Here is a 21579-nt window from a genome sequence, read left to right on the forward strand (position 1 = left end):
AAAGAGGTGATTGTATGCACAATGCAGTTGTAATTAAGAGCAGCAAGGCAGGAATGACTGTCATTCTGGACCCTGACCTGCCCTTTGGCGAGCTTTTGGAGGCCATCGGGAAGAAGTTCAGGGAGAGCGCCCGTTTCTGGGGCTCTGTCCAGATGACCCTGACCCTGGAGGGCCGGGAACTGACTGCGGCCCAGGAATTTGCAATTGTCGATACGATTACGAAGAATTCACAGATTGAGGTTCTCTGTCTTCTGGACACAGATGCGGAGCGGATTGAACGCTGTGAAAAAGCACTGAACGATAAGCTGATGGAGCTGAACTCCCAGACAGGGCAGTTCTACCGGGGTACGCTGAAGAGAGGGGACTGCCTGGAATCCGAGGCCAGCATCGTGGTCATAGGCAGTGTGGACCACGGGGCCAGGGTCACGGCCAAGGGCAATGTCATTGTACTGGGTGAATTAAAAGGTACGGTGACAGCCGGCGTGTCCGGCAATCCCCAGGCCGTTGTCATGGCCCTTGACATGGCTCCCCTGCAGATTCGCATTGGGGATTTGAGCAGCCGTTTCAACGAGAGAAACAAGCGTCTGGGGCGGGGACCCATGATAGCCCTGGTGGAAGATGGGGCCATTGTTATGCGGTCTTTAAAAAAGTCATTCCTAAACAATATGTTAAATTTTGCTTAATGCCAAAAAAATACTGGTAAATTTACGAAATTTAATGTACAATAGGAAGGTAAAGTAATTTTCAGGAGGATTTCATCATGAGCGAGGTCATTGTGATTACTTCTGGAAAAGGCGGGGTAGGCAAAACGACTACTTCTGCCAATGTGGGAACAGGACTGGCTATCCTGGGTAAGCGGGTAGTGCTGATTGATACAGATATCGGCCTGCGCAACCTGGACGTGGTCATGGGACTGGAAAACCGCATTGTCTACAATCTTGTAGACGTGGTGGAAGGCAACTGCCGTATGAAGCAGGCCCTGATAAGAGACAAAAGATACCCAAACCTATACCTTCTGCCTTCGGCCCAGACACGGGACAAGACATCCGTGAATCCGGAGCAGATGATAAAGCTGGTTGATGACCTGAGGGAAGAATTTGACTACATACTGTTAGATTGTCCTGCAGGCATTGAGCAGGGATTTTACAATGCCATAGCCGGTGCTGACAGGGCACTGGTAGTCACGACGCCGGAAGTCTCGGCCATCCGCGACGCGGACCGTATCATCGGTCTTCTGGAACATGCGGAGATAGACGAGATTGACCTGATTGTCAACCGGATACGGGCCGACATGGTCCGCAGGGGCGACATGATGTCCTTAAGCGATGTGACGGACATTCTGGCAGTAAACATCATCGGAGCAGTGCCCGATGACGAGAACATCGTCATTTCCACCAACCAGGGAGAACCTCTGGTGGGTCTGGGCTCTACGGCCGGACAGGCTTATCTTGATATCTGCCGCAGGATACTGGGAGAGAGCATACCTATGACAAATCCCGGTGAGACGGAAACCTTTTTTGCCAGGCTGCGCGGAATACTTAAGAGAGCATAGAAGGGATGGTGTCAAGGTGAGATGGTTCCAGGGATTTCAAACCAGGCGTTCCGGAGAGACAGCTAAGATGCGGCTAAAGCTTTTGCTGGTATCCGATAAGGCAGGCTGCTCACCGGAGATGATACTGATGATAAAAGATGACGTGATACACGCCATTTCCAAATATATGGAGATAGAAAAGGACAAAGTCCAGATACAGATGGATACGGACAGCGGTCCCCAAAAGGGCGGCTGTCAGGCACTGCCTGTGCTTCATGCCAACATACCGATTCGTTCCATATCGAACAAGGGGCTTTATTAAATATGTTTTTGGATTATGATTTCAGACATTTTAATTTTCGGCTGATATTTTATATGATTGTACTCAACGTCATCGGTGTGCTGGTTATACGCAGCGCAACGAATATGAACGCAGATGCGGTCAACAAGCAGCTTTTAGGAGTGTTCATAGGACTGGCTGTGGCCATTGGTCTTTCCCTGGTGGATTACCACAAAATCCTGAATTTCAGTACCCTTATATACGGCCTGTGTATTTCAAGCCTTGTGGCCGTACTGATTTGGGGCAATGTGGTGAACAACGCCAGGCGGTGGATTGAAGTTCCCGGCATCGGCCAGCTCCAGCCATCGGAATTTGTCAAGATTGGCCTTATTATAACCTTTTCCTGGTATTTCATGAAATACCAGGAAAAGATTAACCAGGTCAGCACCGTGGCCATAGCAGCCCTGCTGTTTGCCATACCGGCAGCGCTGATATTTGAACAGCCGAATCTGTCTACCTGTCTTGTGATTATGGTAATGGTACTGGGAATCGTATTTGCAAGCGGCATAAGCTATAAGTGGATTGCAGGAACCCTGGCTGTTACCATACCCGTAATGGCCACCTTTGTCTACCTGCTGCTTCACGGTATGATTCCATTCATAAAGGATTATCAGGCAGGACGTATCCTGGCCTGGTTCTATCCTGACCAGTATGGAGAGGCCCGTTATCAGCAGAACAATTCCATCATTGCCATCGGTTCAGGCCAGTTAAAGGGTAAAGGGCTTTTTAATACCACCATAGCCTCTGTCAAGAACGGTAATTTCCTGTCAGAGGAGCAGACAGACTTCATTTTTGCCGTGATTGGCGAGGAACTGGGATTTATAGGCTGTGTGGTGGTTATCGCCTTATTTTTATTGATAATTTATGAATGTCTTATGATGGCTGCAAGGGCCAGGGATTTATCCGGCCGCCTCATCTGTGTGGGCATGGCAACACTGATTGCGTTCCAGGCATTTGCCAACATCGCTGTTGCCACAGGTATCTTTCCCAATACAGGGCTTCCGCTTCCGTTCATCAGTTTCGGAAGCAGCTCTTTAATCAGTATCTTCATGGGAATAGGGCTGGTGCTCAATGTGGGGCTTCAGAGAGAAACAAGACATATCTAATCCAAGGAGGGTTAATTTAATATGACAATTGGTTTGATTGCACATGACGCAAAAAAGAAACTTATGCAGAACTTCTGCATCGCATACAGAGGAATTCTCAGCAAGAACACACTGTATGCAACAGGCACCACAGGCCGTCTGATTGAAGAGGTGGCTAATCTTAACATCCACAAATATCTGGCCGGACATCTGGGCGGCATGCAGCAGATGGCGGCTCAGATAGAGCACAATGAAATGGATTTGGTCATCTTTTTGCGTGACCCGCAGAATCCGAAATCACATGAGCCGGATGTAAACGATGTGGTCCGCCTGTGTGATATCTACAATATCCCCCTTGCCACCAACCTGGCGTCTGCCGAGCTGCTCATCAAGGCGCTTGACAGAGGCGATATGGAATGGCGAGAGGTAGTCAGGTAATGAAGGCAGTACGGACGCGCAGCTTTCTGTGCGCGCTTCTTCTGGGGGCTGTCGCCCTTTCCACTACGGGCTGTCTTTCAGGTATTAAGGAACCTTACAGCCTGGAAGAACGAATCCCGGTCATGGAGGACAGCCTGTCCCGGACCGTGCGCTATGCAGACGGTTTTGCTTCGGATTTATGTGTGGTAGAGGATGAAGGCAGCTTTGACAGCAATTATGTGACATCGGAGGCAGCTGCCCTTTTTGATGTCAGTGACAGGGAAACACTCTACAGCAAGGAAGCCTTTGAACGGCTGTATCCGGCCAGCATCACCAAGGTGATGACGGCTCTTGTGGCCATTAAAAACGGCGATTTAAACTCCCGGGTGGTTGTGACGGATGATGCTGTCATCACGGAATCCGGGGCCACCCTGTGCGGTATTGAACCGGGCGATACCCTGACACTGGAACAGCTTTTATACGGGCTCATGCTTCCTTCGGGCAATGATGCAGGCGCTGCCATTGCAGTGCATATTGCGGGCAGCATTGATAAGTTTGCAGACATGATGAACCAGGAGGCTGCCAGTCTGGGAGCAACCGGAACTCACTTTGTGAACCCTCACGGGCTCAACAATCCGGACCATTATACCACGGCCTACGACCTGTACCTTATTTTCAATGAGGCTCTTAAATATCCGGTTTTCCGGCAGATTGTGGGGACCACGTCCTACACGGCCAACTACCATGACAAGGACAGCCAGGCCGTCACCAAGACATGGAAGGGCGGAAACTGGTTCATGACAAGGGAGCGGGAGACACCGGACGGCCTGACCGTATTCGGGGGAAAGACAGGCACTACCCAGGCAGCCGGCTATTGTCTCATCATGGCTACCAGGGACCGGGATGATAAAGAATATATATCTGTTGTACTGAAATCAGACAGCCGTTCCGGCCTATATGATAATATGACAAATATAATTTCTAAAATCGTCAAATAGTGATTGCGCTTTCTATGAATTTATACTATAATTAGAGTAATCTTAATTGATTTTTTATACAACATATATAACTCAAGGAGGAGATTGGTATGGTTCAGATTATTGCAGGAAAAAAAGGTAAAGGTAAGACCAAACATCTGTTAGATATGGCCAATGCAGCAATCAAGGGGGCCAACGGCACTGTCGTATATCTGGATAAGAGTGCCCAGCATATGTATGAATTAAACAACAAGATTCGTCTCATTAATGTCAATGAATTCCCACTTACAAACAGCGATGGATTTTTAGGATTTATCTGCGGTATTATCTCCCAGGACCACGATTTGGAGACCATGTACCTGGATAGCTTTTTAAAGCTGTCATGCCTGGAGGGAGCCGACATTTCTGATACATATATGACATTGAAAAATATCGGTGAAAAGTACCATATAACCTTTGTGTTAAGTATTTCCATGGACGCTGCGGAGCTTCCTGAGTGTGCCAAGGGCGATGTGATTATTTCATTGTAATGATACATTTTCTGTGATAAAATACAGACAGGACTTATGGGCTGCCAACCTGCTGGGATTAAAATGCCTGGTATGGAGGGCAGCTTTTTGTGAAGTGATGTGTATTTTGTAAAAGGAGGCCTGGTTTCATGGCCAAAAAGAAAAACAAAAAAGTTATACGTTACCGCAGGCCTCTCAACATCAACGTGGGAATGATTATCTTCTTTATCATATTTATATACCTGGTTTTCAGCGTCTATACGTACCTGAAGCGGGAGAAGATTCAGTTCTATGAGGTGGTGGCCGGCGGAATTGTCAACAACCGAATCTACAACGGTCTGATTCTCCGTGAGGAGCAGGTGCGGACAGCAGACCGTTCCGGCTATATCAACTATTATCTGCGGGAAGGCAAGCGTGCTTCCGTGGGAAGCCGCATTTATTCCCTGGATGAGACAGGAAACCTGGAGGCGCTGTTAAAAGAGAACGCCGAGGAGGGTACATCCCTTTCCGATGACAGCTTATCGGACCTGAAAAAACAGCTTACATCCTTTGTTCTGTCCTTCCAGAACCAGGATTTCGGGACCATCTACGACGCCAGGATTTCCCTGGATGCCTCAGTGATGGAGTATTCCAGTTTCAGCACACTGGACCAGCTGGACAAGCTGGCGGAGCAGTCAGGGGCTGTATTTGAGCAGGTCCGCTCCGATGTATCCGGCGTGGTATCCTACGGCATTGATTCCTTTGAATCCATGACAACGTCAGACGTGGATGCCGCTGATTTTGACCGGAGCACCTACGTAAAGACAGTACATAAATCCGGGGACCTGATTGACAGCGGCTCCCCTGCCTATAAAATTGTTACCTCGGAAAAATGGTCCATTGTGTTTCCGCTGAGCGACGAGGATGCAGCCCTTTATAATGACAAGACCACCTTGCGGGTCCTGTTCCGCGACGATTCCCTCAGCACACCGGCCGCCTATTCCTCCTTTACGGGAAAGGACGGGGCTGCCTATGGAAAACTGGATTTTTCAAAATATATGGAACAGTTTATCTCAGACCGCTTTGTGGATTTTGAGATAAAAGTAGATAAGGCCGACGGTCTCAAGATTCCTGTCAGTGCGGTAACGGACAAGAGCTTTTATCTCATACCTCTGGAATACATGACCCAGGGCGGCGATTCCTCAGAGGATGGTTTTTATAAGGAAGTTTATACGGAAAACGGCACATCCATTGTATTCGTTCCCACAACGGTCTACTATTCGGACGATGAATTCTATTACGTGGACATGGGTGAAGAAAACGGCTTTAAAGCAGGGGATTACGTGGTCAGGCCCGAATCATCGGACCGCTACCAGATTGGAAGGACTGCTTCCCTGAAGGGTGTTTACAATATTAATAAGGGCTATACTATTTTTAAACAAATTGATATACTGGATTCCAACAGCGAATATTATACTGTGCGGAAGAACATGAAATACGGCTTGTCCGTGTACGACCATATCGTTCTGGATGCCTCCATGGTGGAGGAAGGACAGCTGCTGTACCAGTAAGGGAGGAAAACAATATGATAAAAAATCAGCTGGAAGAAGTAAGAAAACATATTGAAGATGCCTGCCGCAGGGCGGGGAGAAATCCTGAGGAAGTGACGCTCATCGCAGTCAGCAAGACAAAACCCATTCCCATGCTTATGGAAGCATATGATGGGGGAGCCAGGGATTTTGGTGAGAACAAGGTACAGGAAATACTGAACAAAAAGCCGGAGCTTCCGGAAGATATCCGCTGGCACATGATAGGACATCTGCAGCGCAACAAGGTCCATCAGGTCATTGACAAGGCAGTGCTGATTCACTCCGTGGATTCAATCCGCCTGGCCCGGCAGATTGAGACAGATGCGGCAAAGCTGGGACTGGATGTTGACATCCTTCTGGAGGTCAATGTGGCCCGGGAGGAGAGCAAATACGGGTTCCTTATGGAAGAGGTGGAGGACGCCATTATGCAGATTAAGGATTTCCCTCATGTGCATATAAAAGGGCTTATGACAATTGCGCCTTTTGTAGATAATCCAGAGGAAAATCGTGGAATTTTTAAAAAATTATTTGAATTTGCTGTTGACATAGGTGGCAAAAACATTGATAATGTTACTATGAGTGTGCTCTCAATGGGAATGACTGGGGATTATGAGGTTGCCATTGAAGAAGGAGCGACCATGGTCAGGGTCGGCACCGGTATTTTCGGTGCACGATAAGGTGTTTTCCCCGGTAAGCACTGCATATAGAGATTGGAGAGTGTAAGATGAGTCTGTTAGGTAAGTTAATGGATACCATGAGATTAAATCCTGATGAGGAAGAGGATGATTACTACCTGGACGATGACTTTGAAGAGGAGGCCCCGCGCAAGGGACTGTTCTCAAAGAAGAATACGGAATATGACGATGAAGAGGAGCAGGACAAGCCCCGGTTTTTAGGAAGATCCAATCCCAAAGTAGTACCTATGAGACGCAGCATGGAAGTGACGATGATTAAACCCACATCCATGGAGGATTCCAGAGACATCTGTGATTACCTTCTGGCTGGCAAGGCAGTGGTACTGAATATGGAGGGTATACATACAGAAGTGGCTCAGAGAATCATAGATTTTACATCGGGAGCCACCTATTCCATGAACGGCAATCTGCAGAAGATATCCAATTATATCTTCATCGCAACACCTGATTCCGTGGAACTGTCCGGGGATTTCCAGGACATCCTGGCCGCAGGCAGCGCCATGGGCATGGATGTCTCAGGACTTAATATCCATCTGTAATCTACAAGGAAAAAAGAGGTCCCCGCAGGGGGACAAGTATGCGGCAGACCTGGTGTGTCTGCCGATTTGTTGTATAAAATATCGAGGAGGAAACCGGCATGGCTGACAGGATAAATGTATGCAGGGATGGGAAGGATATCTACGATATTGTGCTTGCCCAGTCCTTTGAAGGATTAAAGGAGGCTGTATCCCGCCTTCCTGTTAAGGAACACAAGATTTGTATTGTAACGGATTCCAATGTGGCGCCTCTGTATCTGGAGGAGGTCCGCTCCATTCTGTCCGGATGCTGCAAGGCTGTTACAGTCTTTACCTTCCCCGCCGGGGAGGAGAACAAACACCTGGACACGGTGCGGAATCTGTACGAGCACCTGATTCTGGAGCATTTTGACAGAAAGGATATGCTGGCTGCTTTGGGCGGAGGCGTGGTCGGTGATTTGTGCGGTTTCGGAGCCGCCACCTACCTCAGGGGCATTGACTTTATTCAGATTCCAACCACCCTGCTTTCCCAGGTGGATTCCAGCATCGGCGGCAAGACCGGCGTGGATTTCGACGCCTATAAGAACATGGTAGGCGCATTCCACATGCCCAAGCTGGTTTATGCAAACCTGAGCACCCTTTTAACCCTTCCTGAGGAACAGTTTTCCTCCGGCATGGGGGAGGTGGTAAAGCACGGTCTGATTAAGAACAGGGAGTATTACCAGTGGCTGAAGGAAAACCGCCAGGGCATTGCTGCCAGGAATCTGGATTTGTGCCAGGCCATGGTTTACGGGAGCTGTATGATTAAAAAGCATGTGGTGGAGCAGGACCCCACGGAACAGGGGGAGAGGGCTCTTCTTAACTTCGGCCATACCCTGGGCCATGCAGTTGAAAAGCTGGAGAATTTCACCATGCACCATGGCCACTGCGTGGGCCTGGGCTGTATTGCGGCAGCTCGGATATCCCAGCTCAGGGGCATGATTACTGCAGAAGAGGCAGAGGATATCAGAAACACCTTTCTTTCCTTCGGGATTCCTGCCGCAGCGCCGGGTCTTGCCTGGGAACAGGTCCTTATGACCACCCGGAGTGATAAAAAGATGGATGCCGGCGTCATCCGTTTTGTCCTGCTTAAGTCCATTGGTCAGGCCTATGTGGACAAGACTGTCACGGCAGATGAGATGAAGGCTGGCTTTGATGTGATAGGAGGACAGGCATAATGACAAAACAGAAGCAATCCCTGATTATCAGCTTCCTGATTGGCTTCGTCATCCTGGTGGGACTGGACCAGTGGACCAAGGGACTGGTCGTCCAATCCTTAAAGGGGCAGAAGCCTTTTGTCATCTGGAATGGTGTATTCGAGTTCTACTATTCGGAGAACAGGGGCGCTGCATTCGGGATGATGCAGGAGAAGCAGCTCTTCTTCTTTCTCATTGCAGTCCTTGTGCTGGGCGCAGTGGCTTATCTCATATGGAAGATGCCGCCGGAGGGCAGGTACCGCCCCCTGGCTGTATGCCTGATGATGATAAGCGCAGGCGCTGTGGGAAATATGATTGACCGGGTCAGCCAGGGATATGTGGTGGATTTTCTGTATTTTAAACTGATTAATTTTCCTATTTTCAATGTGGCGGACTGTTATGTCACTGTGGGAGCTGCCTGCCTTGTGTTTTTAATCATGTTTTATTACAAGGACGAGGACATGGCATGTTTCTCATTTAAAAGACATTAACAGGCGTAGCAGCAGTAACATTGCCAGACAAATCACCAATATCATCAGACAGGAGGACATATCCCTTTGAAACAGGAATTTTATCCCACGGATATGGAGGACCATGTGCGTATCGATAAATACCTTGCCGAAGCCTGCCCTGATTTAAGCCGCTCCTACATCCAGAAGCTCCTTAAATCAGGGCAGGTCCTGGTTAACGGCCAGGGCGTGAAGGCAAGCTATATTGTGGAGGAAGAGGACCGGATTGAGCTGGAGGTGCCGGAAGCCGTGGAGCCGGAGATTGACGCGGAGCCCATGGACCTGGACATCCTCTATGAGGACCAGGATGTCATCCTCATCAATAAACCCAAGGGCATGGTGGTGCACCCGGCAGCAGGACATTACAGCCATACCCTTGTAAACGGCCTTATGTACCATTGCAGGGACCAGCTGTCCGGCATCAACGGAGTCATGCGTCCGGGTATTGTGCACCGAATCGATATGGATACCACAGGGGTTATCATTGCATGCAAGAATGATATGGCACACAGCTCCATTGCCGCCCAGCTCAAGGAGCATTCCATTACCCGCAGGTACCAGGCCATTGTCCATGGCGTTATTACAGAGGATGATGGGACTGTGGATGCTCCCATTGGCCGCCATCCGGCGGAGCGCAAGAAGATGAGCATCAACTACCAGAACGGCAAGGATGCCGTAACCCATTACAGGGTCCTGAACCGGTTCAGACAGTACACCCATGTGGAGTGCAGGCTGGAAACAGGCCGTACCCACCAGATACGCGTCCACATGGCCAGTATACGCCATCCTCTCCTGGGGGACGCTGTGTACGGACCCGCCAGGTGTCCCATAAGCGGACTCTGCGGCCAGACCCTTCATGCCGGTGTTCTGGGGTTCATCCATCCCAGGACAGGTGAATACATGGAATTCACAGCTCCCCTGCCGGAATACTTTGATAAACTCCTCCGTACATTGAACTGAACCAGGATGTAAAAGCGCAGTAAAAACATACTTTAATGGACAAGTTGTCACTTTTGTCGCAAAGCTTTATACTATTTTTTACTTTTTTGTACATTTCTATATACTTTTCTGAATTTTTGAGTTATAATACTTAATAGATAAAATATGACTTTTGACCTACAGGACAGACAGTGCAGAAAGGGGAATGTAGAATGACAAATAATCTTATTATTACGATTGGCAGGCAGTGTGGCAGCGGCGGCAAGATGATTGGCGAATTACTGGCTGAAAAGATGGGCGTTAAGTGCTACGACAAGGAATTATTATCCATGGCTGCAAAACACAGCGGACTTTGCGAGGAGCTGTTTGAGAAACACGATGAACGGCCCACCAGCAGTTTCCTCTACTCACTGGTTATGGATTCCTATTCCATGGGGTATACGGCGTCGGGATATTCCGATATGCCTATTAACCATAAGATATTCCTGGCACAGTTTGACACCATCAAGAAGCTGGCAGAGGAGGCCTCCTGCGTTATGGTGGGCCGGTGTGCGGATTACGCCCTGGAGGATTACCCCAATGTGGTCAGCGTATTCATCACGGCCAATGACGACGACAAGCTGAAACGCCTTCAGGACCTGTACAAGGTGGATGCTTCCAAGGCAAAGGACATCATGATTAAGACAGACAAACAGCGCGCCAGCTACTATAATTATTACTCCAATAAGAAGTGGAGCGACCCGCGCAGCTACGATTTATGCCTCAACAGCAGCGTCACAGGGCCGGAGGGCGCAGTGGATGTCATCCTGAATTTTGCAAAAGTGAAGCAGGAGTGGAGAAAGCGGAAGTAGCTCCGGCATCATGCATGGAGCAGCGGCAGTATAAGTAAGTAAAACAGCAGATGCAGCAATACCGGGTTTAGACGGTGTTGCTGCATCTGCTTTTAACGTCAATGTAAATCATCAGTATCTAAATCAAATGATTCTGTGATACTCCCTCTGCCAAACAGATAACCGCCTGCCAGCTCTTGAGGTGCCTTGGGCCTGAATCCCACATCCTTTTGCAGGGTATCCCTGTCAGGGAGAGTGGTATATTGAGCTTGCCCGGAATCCGAAGCACTGACCTTCACTGACTGTGACGCAAAGCAGGGAACCGTATTTACCAGGCAAATCCCTGTAATTAGTAATAAAGCAATCCTCTTTTTCATGGTTCGTATCTCCTTTTGTTTTCTGATGCGGTACTCTTGGCAATAACCGTTATGGTTGTATGATACCGTATGTTTCTCTAAACCACATCTAAAAAACCTTCTTCCGGTAATTTATCCCGGCAAAGGAAGAGCCATGGACGGTTACTCCACCGTAACGGATTTGGCCAGGTTCCGGGGCTGGTCCACATCCAGGTGCTTGCCGATGGAAGCATAGTAGGCAATCAGCTGCAGGGCCACTGCAATGGGGAACACGGTGAAACGGTCTTCCAGGTCGGGAATCCGAAGCTCCATGTCAGCCACCCCGTCCTCCACCACAGACTGCTTCTTGGCCAGAAGGATAACGTAAGCGCCTCTGGCCTTTACCTCCCGGATATTGGAAATGGTCTTGGCAAACACATGGTCCTGGGTGGCAATGGCAATGACAGGCACATTGTCGTAAATCAGTGCAATGGTCCCATGCTTTAATTCGCCGGCAGCATATGCCTCCGCATGGATATAGGAGATTTCCTTCAGTTTCAGGGCTCCTTCCAGGGAAAAGGCATAATCCAGGCCCCTTCCGATAAAAAAGGTGTCCCTCTCACGAATCAGGTGGCGCACAAAGGACTGGATGAATTCAGACTGTCCAATCATAGTCTCCATGGCAGGTATCACATCCAGCAGGTCCGTCATGAATTCCCTGGCCTCCTCCCTGCTGAATGCGCCGCGCACCAGGGCCATGCGGCAGCCAATCATATAGAGCGCGGCCAGCTGCACGGAATACGCCTTTGTGCTGGCAACTGCAATCTCAGGGCCTGCATGGGTGTAAAACACATAGCCGCTTTCCCTGGCAATGGTGGAGCCTTTTACATTGACAATGGAAAGGGTGGGAGAGCCGAGGCTCTTGGCCAGATTCATGGCAGCCAGCGTGTCAATGGTTTCCCCTGACTGGGATATAACTATGACCAGGGTGCCGGCATCAATCAGAGGGTCCTCGTACCGGAATTCAGATGCAATGGACACGGTAACAGGAATCCGGAGCATGGGCTCCATCAGCGCTTTTGCCACCATGCCTGCATGCATGGCAGTGCCACAGGCAATGATGCGCACCTGGGAGCACTCAGCAAATATGCGGTCCGGTATGTTGTCGGCTGTAAAATCAGGCAGACGGTCCGCCAGCCTTGGAAGTATGGTATTCTTAAGGGCTTCCGGCTGTTCGTGGATTTCCTTCAGCATGAAATGAGGGTATCCGTTTTTCATGGCTGCATCCATGTTCCAGCTGACCTCCAATGCCTCCGGCTCCACCCGGCTGAAGTCCATATCATATACACGGACTTTGTATGGCGTCATGCGCACGATGCAGCCTTCCGGAACCACAAAGTACTCCCTGGTATAGGAAATCAGGGCGGTAAGGTCTGAGGCCACCAGGGCACCTGAATGGGTGTAGGAGGCCACAAGAGGGCTTACCTTCCTTACAGCGTAGATTTCCCCGGGACGGTCACCAAAAAGGATGCAAAAGCCGTAGGAGCCTTCCAGCTTCCCTGTAAAGGCGGCAATGGCCTTCAGAGGGTCCTGGCTGCATTCCTTATACGCTGCATCCAGGACAGCCGCAGCCACCTCGCTGTCGGTCTGGGAGACAAGACAGCCTTCCAGTCCGTATTCCTGGGTGAGCTGGCGGTAATTCTCAATGATACCGTTATGAATCAGGGTTACCTGACCAAAGCTGTGGGGATGGGCATTTGCATCCGTGACGCCTCCATGGGTGGCCCAACGTGTGTGGCCGATTCCGCAGTGGGATATTTCATCGGTTGACGTTACACATTCACTCAGGGCCGCCACCTTTCCCACCTTCTTAATGGTTCTGACCAGGGAATCCTGGTTAAAGTAAGCTATGCCTGCGCTGTCATATCCTCTGTACTCCAGCCCTGCAAGGCCCTTCAGAAGCACATCTTTTGCCTCCAGAGGACCTGTATATCCAATGATTCCGCACATAATTTTTCTGCCTTTCTTTGTTGGCTGCAGTCATTTTAACTGCATTTGTCATTCCTGAAAAAGACAACAAAAAACCAAGCTGTCTTTTTCAGGCAGTTTTCAACATTCCATTTTTCATTGATTTCATTTTCATTTCAACTGGTGTTATTCATCCGGTCACGCTGGTTTTGTTTTGCAGTTACCCGCATATTTTCCAGCATGTGACACGCCCGGACAGCATGGGAGAGCACCCGCCGAATTCCTCGATTCTCTCTCCACCTCGTTAACCTTTCCGCCGGCAGCAGGCCTTCCTGCTGTTCACGTCCCCGGCAAAAGGTGCATGGCGCTTAGCTTTGCTATGAGTCCCTATCCCTCCTGTGATAGATTGTGAATATTATAGCTCACTCTATTTTATGCGTCAACCATATTTTGGGTGAGACGCCCCTCCTGCCCCGGGTATACTCCCTGCTTCAGGCCCGATTCCCCCTTGTTTCAGGAGCTATTTTAAAGATTCTTTAAGACTTTTGTTCTATTCATTCCCCTGTCCGTGTGATATAATGGGGGACGGTGCAACTATATGCTTTATGAATGATAACAGGACGCACAACATGAAAAAATGTGATTACATACTGCTGGTGAACCGGGCCATGTGGACTGGCTCGGTTCTGGCTCTGGTCAAAGGCACTTCGGAGGCAGACAGTCTTTACCTGGCAGCGGAAGGACTTTGTGCGGTATGCCCTCACTTCCGTGGGCAAGATTCCCTACTACTGGGGAGGAAAACCGTTGGCGCCCGGTTATACCGGCAATGGGTTTGGCTCCCTGACTGTCCCTGACGAGGACGGCAGGCTTTTGAAGGGACTGGATTGTTCCGGCTGGATTAACTGGGTGTATTGGTCTGTTACGGGAAGAGGGCTGGGGGCTCAGAGCACCAGCACGCTTTTGGGCAGCGGCACGCCTGTTGCCAGGAATGAACTGATGCCGGGGGATATCTGTATCAGGCTCAATCCCATGGCCCATGTGGTGGTATTTCTGGGCTGGACAGCTGAGGGCAATATGCTCTGTATCCAGGAAACCACAGGCAGCTCCAATAATGTGGAAGTGGGAAGCGTTACAGGTGACTGGGAGAGTTACCGGCGTATTCTGGAATAAAATTCCGTACAGGAACCAATTTACGCATTGGAACCAATTAGATAAAGAGGAGTAGAATCATGAATAACAGAGAAAATGATGATGAGCTGGAACGCATGAGGGCACGTGCCAGAAGAGGCCGCGCAGGGCAGGGCGGCGGCCGGGCATACCAGAGGCCTGTGCAGCCTGCCGGGGAGCGAAGAGGCTCCGGACAGCCCCATGACGGCCGCAATGATTATGACGAAGAGTATTATTACGGCGAAGAATATGACATGGAAGGGGACAGGCAGATTGATTTTCCCATGGAAGACTATCTGGATGACGAGCCTCCGGTACCGGCAGGCCGTCTGAGGTCTTCCTCCGGTTCAGCCGGTTCCCCCCAAGGGCGGCGCCAGGTTCACTCCGGCGGCAGACGCCAGGCACCGGCACCGGGCGGTAAATCCCGGCAGGCAAGAAGCGCATCTTCTTCCAATCAGGACAGGGCCAGAACTTCTCAGACTGGTTCAAGAAATCAGGGACGCGCCGGAAAAAGACAGCAGGGACAAATGGCCAAACGGCGTAAAAAAAGCAGATGGAAGGGAATCCTTTTGCTCCTTCTGGTTGCCCTCATTGGATATGGGGCATGGCTGTTTCTTCACAGACCCACCGGGTATTGGAACATAGCCGTATTCGGCGTGGACAGCCGGGACGGAAATACCAAGAACGCCCTGGCAGATGTACAGATGATATGCAGCATCGACAGGTCCACCGGAGAAATCCGCCTTGTCAGCGTTTACAGGGATACATACCTGAAAATCAATTCAGAGGGAACCTATCACAAAATCAACGAGGCATATTTTAAGGGAGGACATAAACAGGCCGTGTCTGCCCTGGAAGAAAACCTGGATATCAGGATTGACGATTATGCCACCTTTAACTGGAAGGCAGTAGCCGAAGCCATTAATATTCTGGGCGGCATTGACCTGGAAATCACGCCCGCGGAATTTAAGTATATCAACGGTTTTATTACGGAAACCGTCAATTCCACCGGCATTGGTTCCTATCAGCTGGAACAGGCCGGAATGAACCACTTAGACGGCGTCCAGGCTGTGGCCTACAGCCGTCTGCGTCTCATGGACACGGATTTCCAGAGAACGGAGCGTCAGAGAAAGGTAGTTGAGCTTGCCCTGGCAAAGGCAAAGCAGGCTGATATCTCAACTCTGACCTCGCTGGCCGGTTACATGGTACAGGAAATTTCCACCAGCGTCGGCGTCAACGATGTGCTTCCCCTGGCAAAGGATATTGGCAAGTATCACATCGGAGAAACAGCTGGTTTCCCCTTCTCCAGGCAGACCATGAGAATCGGTAGAATGGACTGTGTGGTGCCTGCCACGCTGGAAAGCAATGTAATCCTTCTCCACCAGTTCCTGTACGGAGAGGAAACATCCTATCATCCCTCCTCTTCCGTGAAGAAAATCAGCGCCCATATATCGGAAGAAACAGGGCTTTATGAGGAGGGTAAGGCAGCTCCCACCGGAGGCGGTTCCTCAGGCGGCGGCTCTTCAGGCGGTAAGGCCCCGGCCCAGAATGTCCCGGCAGAGACACCTCCGCCTGAGACAGCTGCCCCGGAGGAAACCACCCAGGAGAGTACCATGGAGACAGAGGAAACCACCCAGGAGAGCACCGGGGAGACAGAGGAAACCGAAGAGGTGGGCCCGGGCGTCTCGGATAAACCCACAAAGGCTCCTGAGAGTACGAAAAATCCGGATGAGGAACAGGGCCCGGGAGTGGACGGCCCCGGCAGCGGCTCTGAAAAGCCATCCGGCAGCCATCCCACAAAGGCTCCTGACACGGAAAAGCCCGACACAGGCTCCGGCTCCGGTTCTGATTCCGGGTTCGGCAGTACAAGCCAGGGTCCCGGAAACCAGGACAACGGTCCAGGACAGGCCCAGGGCGGTTCAGCTGAGGGCGGTTCAGGCGAAGGCGGTCCCGGCATATAAGGACGGTGCGGATTCGGAAGAAAAGGATGGCCTCAGGCATTATTTCAATGCCTGGGGCCATCCTTTTATATTGCCGTCCAATATTGCCCGGAACATGCAGTCCTTTATATGGGGATTGTCCTCCTGAAGCCGGCGTATCAGGTCCTTGATGTACTGCCGCTTCGTGTACCCGTCCATGGGGCATGGATTTTTGCACACCGGAAGCTGGTACTTGTTCCGGAACCCTATCACATCTGCCTCCGTGACAAAAATCATGGGGCGGATGACTGCCAGGTCCATGCGGTCCAGATAGGTATAGGGTGAGAAGGAGTGAAATCTTCCCTCATAGAACAGTGACATCATCATGGTTTCAATCACATCATCCCTGTGATGGGCATAGGCAATCTTGTTGCATCCCATCTCCTTGGCCTTCTCATTAAGGGCGCCTTTGCGCATCTTGGCGCAGAGGGAGCATGGATTGGTTTCCTTGCGGATATCAAAAAGCACTGGGCCGATTTCAGTGCGGATGATTTCATATGGGATTTCAAATTCCCGGCACATGGCTGCCACCGGCTCCAAATCCATGTTGCCCAGTCCCAAATCCACGGTAATGGCGCACAGCTCATACTTTTTAGGGTAGAACCTTCTCAGATGATGAAGGGAGTGGAGCAGGGCCAGGCTGTCCTTTCCTCCTGACACTCCTACGGCAATGCGGTCCCCGTCCTGAATAAGCCCGTATTTATCAAGAGCCTGGCGTGTCAGGCTCAAAAGACGCTGTAATTTCATGTAGATTCCAATTATCCTTTCTAATCACTATTTTCCGGTTCAGTGCCTGCGGCGGTTCCTCTCTGCCGGAGTACCGGGCGGCTTTTTCTATTCTACCTGTCCACACACCTGGTTGTCAAGAAAAGTTAACTATGTTAAAATGGGGGGAGAATAAATTAAGGGTGATGATGAAATGATAAGTTATAAATATGTAGTATCTGACAAGCAGGGGCTTCATGCAACCAATGCCATGAGTCTGAGCAGGGCGGCCGCAGGTTATGAGAGCCGGATAACCCTTAAAAGCCAGAAGGGTACAGCGGACTGCAAGAATGTCCTTGCGCTCATGAGCCTGGGCGTGCACCAGGGAGAAAGCCTGGAGCTTACGGTGGAAGGTCCCGATGAGGGCCAGGCTTCCGGTTTCCTTCAGGGGCTCATGCGCACTATTTTATAAACAGGCAGGGCGGACAGACATCATAAAATTGGTTCGTTTCCTAGCTGTTAGGAAACGGATTTACCGCCGAATCCCCTCTTGACAGTCTATAGTTAAGGTCAAAGAACTGCTTTGCAGTTCAAATCAGGAAAGAGGGGTTATTATTATGGCAAGATTAGGTATTTCTATTTATCCGGAGTATTCAACAGAAGAACAGGACATAGGGTATATCAGAAAGGCAGGTAAACTGGGTTATAAAAGGATTTTTACCTGCCTTTTAAGCGTTGGGGAAAAAAGCAGGGAGGAAATCATCGGACAGTTCCGCCGCCTGGCTGACGAGGCCCATGACTGCGGCATGGAAATCATTCCGGATGTAAGCCCTGCTGTATTTTCAAGGCTGGGTATCTCCTATGAGGATTTGTCCGTGTTCCAGGAAATGCATGTGGACGGCATCCGGCTGGACGAGGGATTTGACGGCATGAAGGAAAGCCTTATGACCTTTAATCCCCAGGGCCTGAAGGTAGAGCTGAACGCCAGCACCAAACTGGTGTATGTGGAAAATATCATGGACCACCATCCTGACCGCGAAAAGCTGATTACCTGCCATAACTTTTATCCGCAGGCCTATACCGGGCTGAGCCTGAAGCACTTTAACAGGTGCAATGAAAAGATGAAATCACTGGGCCTTACAGTGGCCGCGTTCGTATCCAGCAATGCCCCGGGTGCTTACGGTCCATGGCCTTTAAATGAAGGGCTTTGTACCCTGGAAATGCACCGCGGCCTGCCCCTGGATTTCCAGGTGCGCCATATGTTTGCAACGGGAATGGTGGATGATGTGCTGATAGCCAACGCCTATGCAGCGGACGAGGAACTGAAGGTCTGTGCGGCCGTCAATCCCAGCATCCTTACCTTTGGCATTGAACTGGAAAAGGAGCTGACAGAGACAGAACAGCAGATTCTGGACTATGAGCCCAGACATGTGGTGAGAGGCGATATGAGTGAATACATGATTCGCTCCACCTGGCCCAGGGTAACGTTTGCAGACCGGACCATTCCGGCCGCCAATACCAGGGACCTGAAAAAGGGCGATGTGGTCATACTCAACGACGGCTACCTGAAATATAAGGGAGAGCTCCACATTGTCACAAAAGAAATGCCCAATGACGGCCGCAAAAATGTCATCGGCCATCTGCCGGAGTATGAACACGTGCTCCTGGACTATGTTGAGCCCTGGAAGGTATTTGCATTCCGCATTGTATAAGGTTGAACCGCACAGGCTGTATCGCATACAGGGTCTGTACCCTGAAAAGCTGCCATGACAGAAACGGCAGAAGAGAGAAGGAGTTTTAACCATGCAGAATAAAAGACAGGAGCAGCTGCTTGCCATATTATCAGAGCGGGGGGACTGGATGACCAGCCGGCAGCTGGCCGGCCTTCTGCAGGTGTCGGACCGGACCATCCGTTCCGATGTGGAGGCCATTAATAAGCACACGGACCCGCCGCCCATCGAGTCCAATGTGCGTCAGGGATACAGGCTGTGCGAGGACGCACGGCCTGCCCTGGCGTCCGGGGCTGATGCAAGGGAGGCGGACATTCCCCAGACCCCCGGCGCCCGCTGTGCATACATGATACAAAAGCTGCTTTTTGAGGTAAAGGAGCTGAACCTGACCATGCTCCAGAGCCAGATTTATGTCAGCGGCTATTCCATTGACAATGATTTAAAGCGCATACGCAAGATGCTGGAGCCCTACAGCGGCCTGAAGCTGGTGCGGAACAAGGAATGTATCTCCTTAAAGGGGGATGAGGCCAGCAAACGCCGTTTCTACCGGGATTTACTGGTTGCTGAGGTGCAGGAAAACTTCCTGAACCTGAACACCCTGGCCCATCTCTACCGGAGCTTTAACCTGATTGAGGTCAAGGACATCTTTGTGGATGTGCTGGAGGAATATGACTATTCCATTCATGAGTCCATGTTTCCCATGCTGATTCTCCACGCCGGGACCAGCATAGAGCGGATGAACTGCGCCAATTATATCAATATGGAGGAGGGGATGCAGGGGCTGGAGGAAACCATCGAGTACCAGATATCCCAGACCTTCTTCGACCGCATCTCCAGGCGGCTGCACGTAACGGTCCACGACGGCGAGGTGGGCATGTTTGCCCTGGTCATCATGGGCAGAAGGGCTTCCAACTACACCAGCGATTTCGTGAATTTTAATGGAAAGTGGCTGAATACCAAGAAGCTGGTGGCCGAGGCCCTGGAACAGGTCTATGCCCTGTTCGGCCTGGATTTCAGGCAGGACGCAGACCTGATGGCAGGGCTTAAGATGCATGTTCACGGGCTCATTGAGCGGGTCAAAAACCAGGTCCGTATGGAGGATGTGTTTGTGGAGGAAATCAAACGCAAATATCCCCTTGTATTTGAGATGGGCATTTATGTGCTGGAATTTCTGGGGCAGAAGCTGGAACGGCCCATATCGGATGTGGAGAGCTGTTACATAGCCCTTCACCTGGGCGCTGCCAGTGAACGCATGAATTCCGTGCGGAAATACAGGGCCGTGATGATACTGCCCCATAACCAGTCCTTCTCCGACATGTGTGTGAAGAAAATTTCCGATATGTTCCGGGAGAGGATGGAGGTGGTAAAGGTATTCGGCTATTTTGAGGAGGACGAGGTGTCTGCCCTGGACCCGGACCTGCTCCTCAGCACCTTTCCCCTGGAACACGGACTGGATGTGGAGACAGTCTCCATCAATCTGTTCGTGGACTCGGAAACAGAGTCGAAAATCCTCCAGGCCATCAACCGGCTGGACAAGAAAGGCTTCCGGCTGGAATTCACCTCCCATATCGGAAACCTGATACGGAAGGAGCATTATCACACCCAGGTGGACATGGACCAGCCCGGGGATATCATCCGGATGCTGTGCGCCGGCCTGGAAAAGGAGGGCATCGTGGAGCCGGAATTCACGGAGGTTGTCTTAAAGAGGGAGCAGATGTCGCCCACCTCCTTTGTAAACACCTTTGCCATTCCCCATGCCTTTGGCGCCTTTGCCAGGAACTCCACCATTGCCGTTGCACAGCTTAAGAATCCGGTAAAATGGGGCGCCTTCGAGGTGCGTCTGGTCATGCTTTTTGCCATCAACGAGGGGGATGCCAGGATGATAAAAATCTTCTTTGACTGGGTGTCCAATGTGGTGAACCAGCCGGAGGAGCTGGCAAAATTAGTGGCTCCATGCAGCTATGAGGAATTTATTGACAGAATAATGGGTTGAATTTCCTAACAGCTAGGAAATGCCTTTAAGGAAAAAAAGTGAATAACTGCCTTATAATTAAGGCAACTTAATAAGAAATGCAGCAAACAGAATGGTTTTGTTGCATTTTCTCTTTTGAAAAATAGTAAGGAGGCAGCAAAAATGGTAGAGGGATTAGAAATGATTTGCTTCAAGATTATCTCCAATGTGGGAGGTGCCCGTTCCAGTTACATCGAAGCAATCCAGAAAGCAAAGCAGGGAGACTTTGAAGGGGCAGGGGAATGTATTAAGACAGGCCAGGAAATGTTCTTGGCGGGGCATGAGGCTCATTTTGAACTGATTCAGAAGGAGGCCCAGGGAGAGCAGGTCGGAGGTTCACTGATTCTGGTCCATGCAGAGGACCAGCTCATGAGCGCGGAAGCCTTCAAAATCATTGCGGAAGAGATGATAGCCAGCTATGAACGGATTGCAGTACTGGAGAAAAAGCTGGAAAACCGGTAAGGGCAGATGCCGTAATTTATCTGTCCGTATAAAAGAAGAACAATAAAAGGAAACTATATAGATATCAAGGAG

At 50.4% G+C, this 21579-nt stretch carries 23 protein-coding genes; 20 read left to right on the forward strand and 3 right to left on the reverse strand.

The features are described from left to right. The first annotated feature begins 14 nt into the window (after positions 1-14). The 14 genes from FGS84_RS06925 (at position 15) to FGS84_RS06990 (ending at position 11171) form a co-directional block, all read left to right on the forward strand. Positions 15-683 carry a septum site-determining protein MinC gene (locus tag FGS84_RS06925; protein WP_138306998.1) on the forward strand — a complete coding sequence of 223 codons (669 nt, stop codon included), beginning with the start codon at positions 15-17 and terminating at the stop codon, positions 681-683. Between the two features lie 77 nt (positions 684-760). Continuing rightward, positions 761-1552, forward strand: coding sequence for a septum site-determining protein MinD (minD, locus tag FGS84_RS06930; protein ID WP_002567729.1), 792 nt, complete (start codon positions 761-763; stop codon positions 1550-1552). Between the two features lie 16 nt (positions 1553-1568). Beyond that, complete coding sequence (gene minE / locus FGS84_RS06935; RefSeq protein WP_138307000.1) at positions 1569-1853, forward strand: cell division topological specificity factor MinE; 285 nt, start codon at positions 1569-1571, stop codon at positions 1851-1853. A 2-nt stretch (positions 1854-1855) separates the two neighbouring features. Continuing rightward, on the forward strand, positions 1856-2977 hold the full coding sequence (locus FGS84_RS06940) for an FtsW/RodA/SpoVE family cell cycle protein (RefSeq protein WP_138307002.1): 1122 nt from the start codon (positions 1856-1858) through the stop codon (positions 2975-2977). A 21-nt stretch (positions 2978-2998) separates the two neighbouring features. Continuing rightward, positions 2999-3394, forward strand: a complete 396-nt coding sequence (mgsA, locus tag FGS84_RS06945) for a methylglyoxal synthase (protein WP_002567726.1) — start codon at positions 2999-3001, stop codon at positions 3392-3394. Beyond that, positions 3373-4371 carry a D-alanyl-D-alanine carboxypeptidase family protein gene (locus FGS84_RS06950; protein WP_330640936.1) on the forward strand — a complete coding sequence of 333 codons (999 nt, stop codon included), beginning with the start codon at positions 3373-3375 and terminating at the stop codon, positions 4369-4371. Before mgsA ends, FGS84_RS06950 begins: the two co-directional genes overlap by 22 nt. Positions 4372-4460: 89 nt before the next feature. Next, entirely contained in the window at positions 4461-4880 is a 420-nt protein-coding gene (locus tag FGS84_RS06955) for a hypothetical protein (RefSeq protein ID WP_002567724.1), read from the forward strand. A gap of 128 nt (positions 4881-5008) precedes the next feature. Then, the gene (locus FGS84_RS06960; RefSeq protein ID WP_138307004.1) at positions 5009-6409 is read left to right on the forward strand and encodes an HlyD family efflux transporter periplasmic adaptor subunit; all 1401 of its coding nucleotides are present in this window, start codon (positions 5009-5011) and stop codon (positions 6407-6409) included. Between the two features lie 14 nt (positions 6410-6423). After that, a complete protein-coding gene (locus FGS84_RS06965; protein WP_138307006.1) occupies positions 6424-7104 on the forward strand; it encodes a YggS family pyridoxal phosphate-dependent enzyme in 681 nt (226 codons plus the stop codon). Between the two features lie 47 nt (positions 7105-7151). Further along, positions 7152-7661: a cell division protein SepF gene (locus FGS84_RS06970; protein WP_138307008.1), complete on the forward strand. Its 510-nt coding sequence runs from the start codon at positions 7152-7154 to the stop codon at positions 7659-7661. A 98-nt stretch (positions 7662-7759) separates the two neighbouring features. After that, positions 7760-8854 carry a 3-dehydroquinate synthase gene (gene aroB, locus FGS84_RS06975; protein WP_138307010.1) on the forward strand — a complete coding sequence of 365 codons (1095 nt, stop codon included), beginning with the start codon at positions 7760-7762 and terminating at the stop codon, positions 8852-8854. After that, complete coding sequence (gene lspA, locus FGS84_RS06980; RefSeq protein WP_138307012.1) at positions 8854-9363, forward strand: signal peptidase II; 510 nt, start codon at positions 8854-8856, stop codon at positions 9361-9363. The genes aroB and lspA overlap by 1 nt, the downstream gene beginning before the upstream one ends. 93 nt (positions 9364-9456) lie before the next feature. After that, positions 9457-10341 carry an RluA family pseudouridine synthase gene (locus FGS84_RS06985; RefSeq protein WP_347563806.1) on the forward strand — a complete coding sequence of 295 codons (885 nt, stop codon included), beginning with the start codon at positions 9457-9459 and terminating at the stop codon, positions 10339-10341. 170 nt (positions 10342-10511) lie between these two features. Further along, positions 10512-11171 carry a cytidylate kinase-like family protein gene (locus FGS84_RS06990; protein ID WP_138307016.1) on the forward strand — a complete coding sequence of 220 codons (660 nt, stop codon included), beginning with the start codon at positions 10512-10514 and terminating at the stop codon, positions 11169-11171. A 98-nt stretch (positions 11172-11269) separates the two neighbouring features. Here the strand turns inward: FGS84_RS06990 and FGS84_RS06995 are convergent, their stop codons facing one another. Next, positions 11270-11527 (reverse strand): hypothetical protein, encoded by a 258-nt coding sequence (locus tag FGS84_RS06995; protein WP_243129889.1) that lies wholly within the window; start codon positions 11525-11527, stop codon positions 11270-11272. Positions 11528-11668: 141 nt separating this feature from the next. Next, positions 11669-13495, reverse strand: a complete 1827-nt coding sequence (gene glmS, locus FGS84_RS07000; RefSeq protein WP_138307018.1) for a glutamine--fructose-6-phosphate transaminase (isomerizing) — start codon at positions 13493-13495, stop codon at positions 11669-11671. Positions 13496-14221: 726 nt separating this feature from the next. On the opposite strand from glmS, the gene FGS84_RS07005 reads away from it, so the two are divergent. Both FGS84_RS07005 and FGS84_RS07010 read left to right on the forward strand, forming a co-directional pair. Beyond that, on the forward strand, positions 14222-14623 hold the full coding sequence (locus FGS84_RS07005) for an NlpC/P60 family protein (RefSeq protein ID WP_347563803.1): 402 nt from the start codon (positions 14222-14224) through the stop codon (positions 14621-14623). Positions 14624-14682: 59 nt separating this feature from the next. Further along, entirely contained in the window at positions 14683-16581 is a 1899-nt protein-coding gene (locus tag FGS84_RS07010; protein WP_138307020.1) for an LCP family protein, read from the forward strand. A gap of 39 nt (positions 16582-16620) precedes the next feature. Here the strand turns inward: FGS84_RS07010 and FGS84_RS07015 are convergent, their stop codons facing one another. Then, positions 16621-17346 carry an ATP-binding protein gene (locus FGS84_RS07015; RefSeq protein ID WP_138307022.1) on the reverse strand — a complete coding sequence of 242 codons (726 nt, stop codon included), beginning with the start codon at positions 17344-17346 and terminating at the stop codon, positions 16621-16623. A 172-nt stretch (positions 17347-17518) separates the two neighbouring features. On the opposite strand from FGS84_RS07015, the gene FGS84_RS07020 reads away from it, so the two are divergent. The 4 genes from FGS84_RS07020 (at position 17519) to FGS84_RS07035 (ending at position 21507) form a co-directional block, all read left to right on the forward strand. After that, positions 17519-17776 carry an HPr family phosphocarrier protein gene (locus tag FGS84_RS07020; protein ID WP_027642437.1) on the forward strand — a complete coding sequence of 86 codons (258 nt, stop codon included), beginning with the start codon at positions 17519-17521 and terminating at the stop codon, positions 17774-17776. A 145-nt stretch (positions 17777-17921) separates the two neighbouring features. Continuing rightward, a complete protein-coding gene (locus tag FGS84_RS07025; protein WP_138307024.1) occupies positions 17922-19016 on the forward strand; it encodes a MupG family TIM beta-alpha barrel fold protein in 1095 nt (364 codons plus the stop codon). A 91-nt stretch (positions 19017-19107) separates the two neighbouring features. Continuing rightward, a complete protein-coding gene (locus FGS84_RS07030; RefSeq protein ID WP_138307026.1) occupies positions 19108-21027 on the forward strand; it encodes a PRD domain-containing protein in 1920 nt (639 codons plus the stop codon). A gap of 141 nt (positions 21028-21168) precedes the next feature. Further along, positions 21169-21507 (forward strand): PTS lactose/cellobiose transporter subunit IIA, encoded by a 339-nt coding sequence (locus FGS84_RS07035; RefSeq protein WP_138307029.1) that lies wholly within the window; start codon positions 21169-21171, stop codon positions 21505-21507. Positions 21508-21579: the final 72 nt, after the last annotated feature.

This window comes from Clostridium sp. 1001271st1 H5 (assembly GCF_005845215.1).
Lineage (GTDB): Bacteria > Bacillota > Clostridia > Lachnospirales > Lachnospiraceae > Enterocloster.

What these genes read in the sequence shown, in the direction of transcription:
- FGS84_RS06950 (WP_330640936.1), top strand. Translation starts at nt 3,373, where the DNA reads ATGGCGAGAGGTAGTCAGGTAATGAAGGCAGTACGGACGCGCAGCTTT.
- FGS84_RS07030 (WP_138307026.1), top strand. Translation starts at nt 19,108, where the DNA reads ATGCAGAATAAAAGACAGGAGCAGCTGCTTGCCATATTATCAGAGCGG.
- FGS84_RS07025 (WP_138307024.1), top strand. Translation starts at nt 17,922, where the DNA reads ATGGCAAGATTAGGTATTTCTATTTATCCGGAGTATTCAACAGAAGAA.
- FGS84_RS06955 (WP_002567724.1), top strand. Translation starts at nt 4,461, where the DNA reads ATGGTTCAGATTATTGCAGGAAAAAAAGGTAAAGGTAAGACCAAACAT.
- FGS84_RS06965 (WP_138307006.1), top strand. Translation starts at nt 6,424, where the DNA reads ATGATAAAAAATCAGCTGGAAGAAGTAAGAAAACATATTGAAGATGCC.
- FGS84_RS06940 (WP_138307002.1), top strand. Translation starts at nt 1,856, where the DNA reads ATGTTTTTGGATTATGATTTCAGACATTTTAATTTTCGGCTGATATTT.
- FGS84_RS06925 (WP_138306998.1), top strand. Translation starts at nt 15, where the DNA reads ATGCACAATGCAGTTGTAATTAAGAGCAGCAAGGCAGGAATGACTGTC.
- FGS84_RS06970 (WP_138307008.1), top strand. Translation starts at nt 7,152, where the DNA reads ATGAGTCTGTTAGGTAAGTTAATGGATACCATGAGATTAAATCCTGAT.
- FGS84_RS06995 (WP_243129889.1), bottom strand. Translation starts at nt 11,527, where the DNA reads ATGAAAAAGAGGATTGCTTTATTACTAATTACAGGGATTTGCCTGGTA.
- FGS84_RS07015 (WP_138307022.1), bottom strand. Translation starts at nt 17,346, where the DNA reads ATGAAATTACAGCGTCTTTTGAGCCTGACACGCCAGGCTCTTGATAAA.
- FGS84_RS07035 (WP_138307029.1), top strand. Translation starts at nt 21,169, where the DNA reads ATGGTAGAGGGATTAGAAATGATTTGCTTCAAGATTATCTCCAATGTG.
- FGS84_RS07020 (WP_027642437.1), top strand. Translation starts at nt 17,519, where the DNA reads ATGATAAGTTATAAATATGTAGTATCTGACAAGCAGGGGCTTCATGCA.
- glmS (WP_138307018.1), bottom strand. Translation starts at nt 13,495, where the DNA reads ATGTGCGGAATCATTGGATATACAGGTCCTCTGGAGGCAAAAGATGTG.
- aroB (WP_138307010.1), top strand. Translation starts at nt 7,760, where the DNA reads ATGGCTGACAGGATAAATGTATGCAGGGATGGGAAGGATATCTACGAT.
- FGS84_RS06985 (WP_347563806.1), top strand. Translation starts at nt 9,457, where the DNA reads ATGGAGGACCATGTGCGTATCGATAAATACCTTGCCGAAGCCTGCCCT.
- mgsA (WP_002567726.1), top strand. Translation starts at nt 2,999, where the DNA reads ATGACAATTGGTTTGATTGCACATGACGCAAAAAAGAAACTTATGCAG.
- FGS84_RS07010 (WP_138307020.1), top strand. Translation starts at nt 14,683, where the DNA reads ATGAATAACAGAGAAAATGATGATGAGCTGGAACGCATGAGGGCACGT.
- minD (WP_002567729.1), top strand. Translation starts at nt 761, where the DNA reads ATGAGCGAGGTCATTGTGATTACTTCTGGAAAAGGCGGGGTAGGCAAA.
- lspA (WP_138307012.1), top strand. Translation starts at nt 8,854, where the DNA reads ATGACAAAACAGAAGCAATCCCTGATTATCAGCTTCCTGATTGGCTTC.
- FGS84_RS06960 (WP_138307004.1), top strand. Translation starts at nt 5,009, where the DNA reads ATGGCCAAAAAGAAAAACAAAAAAGTTATACGTTACCGCAGGCCTCTC.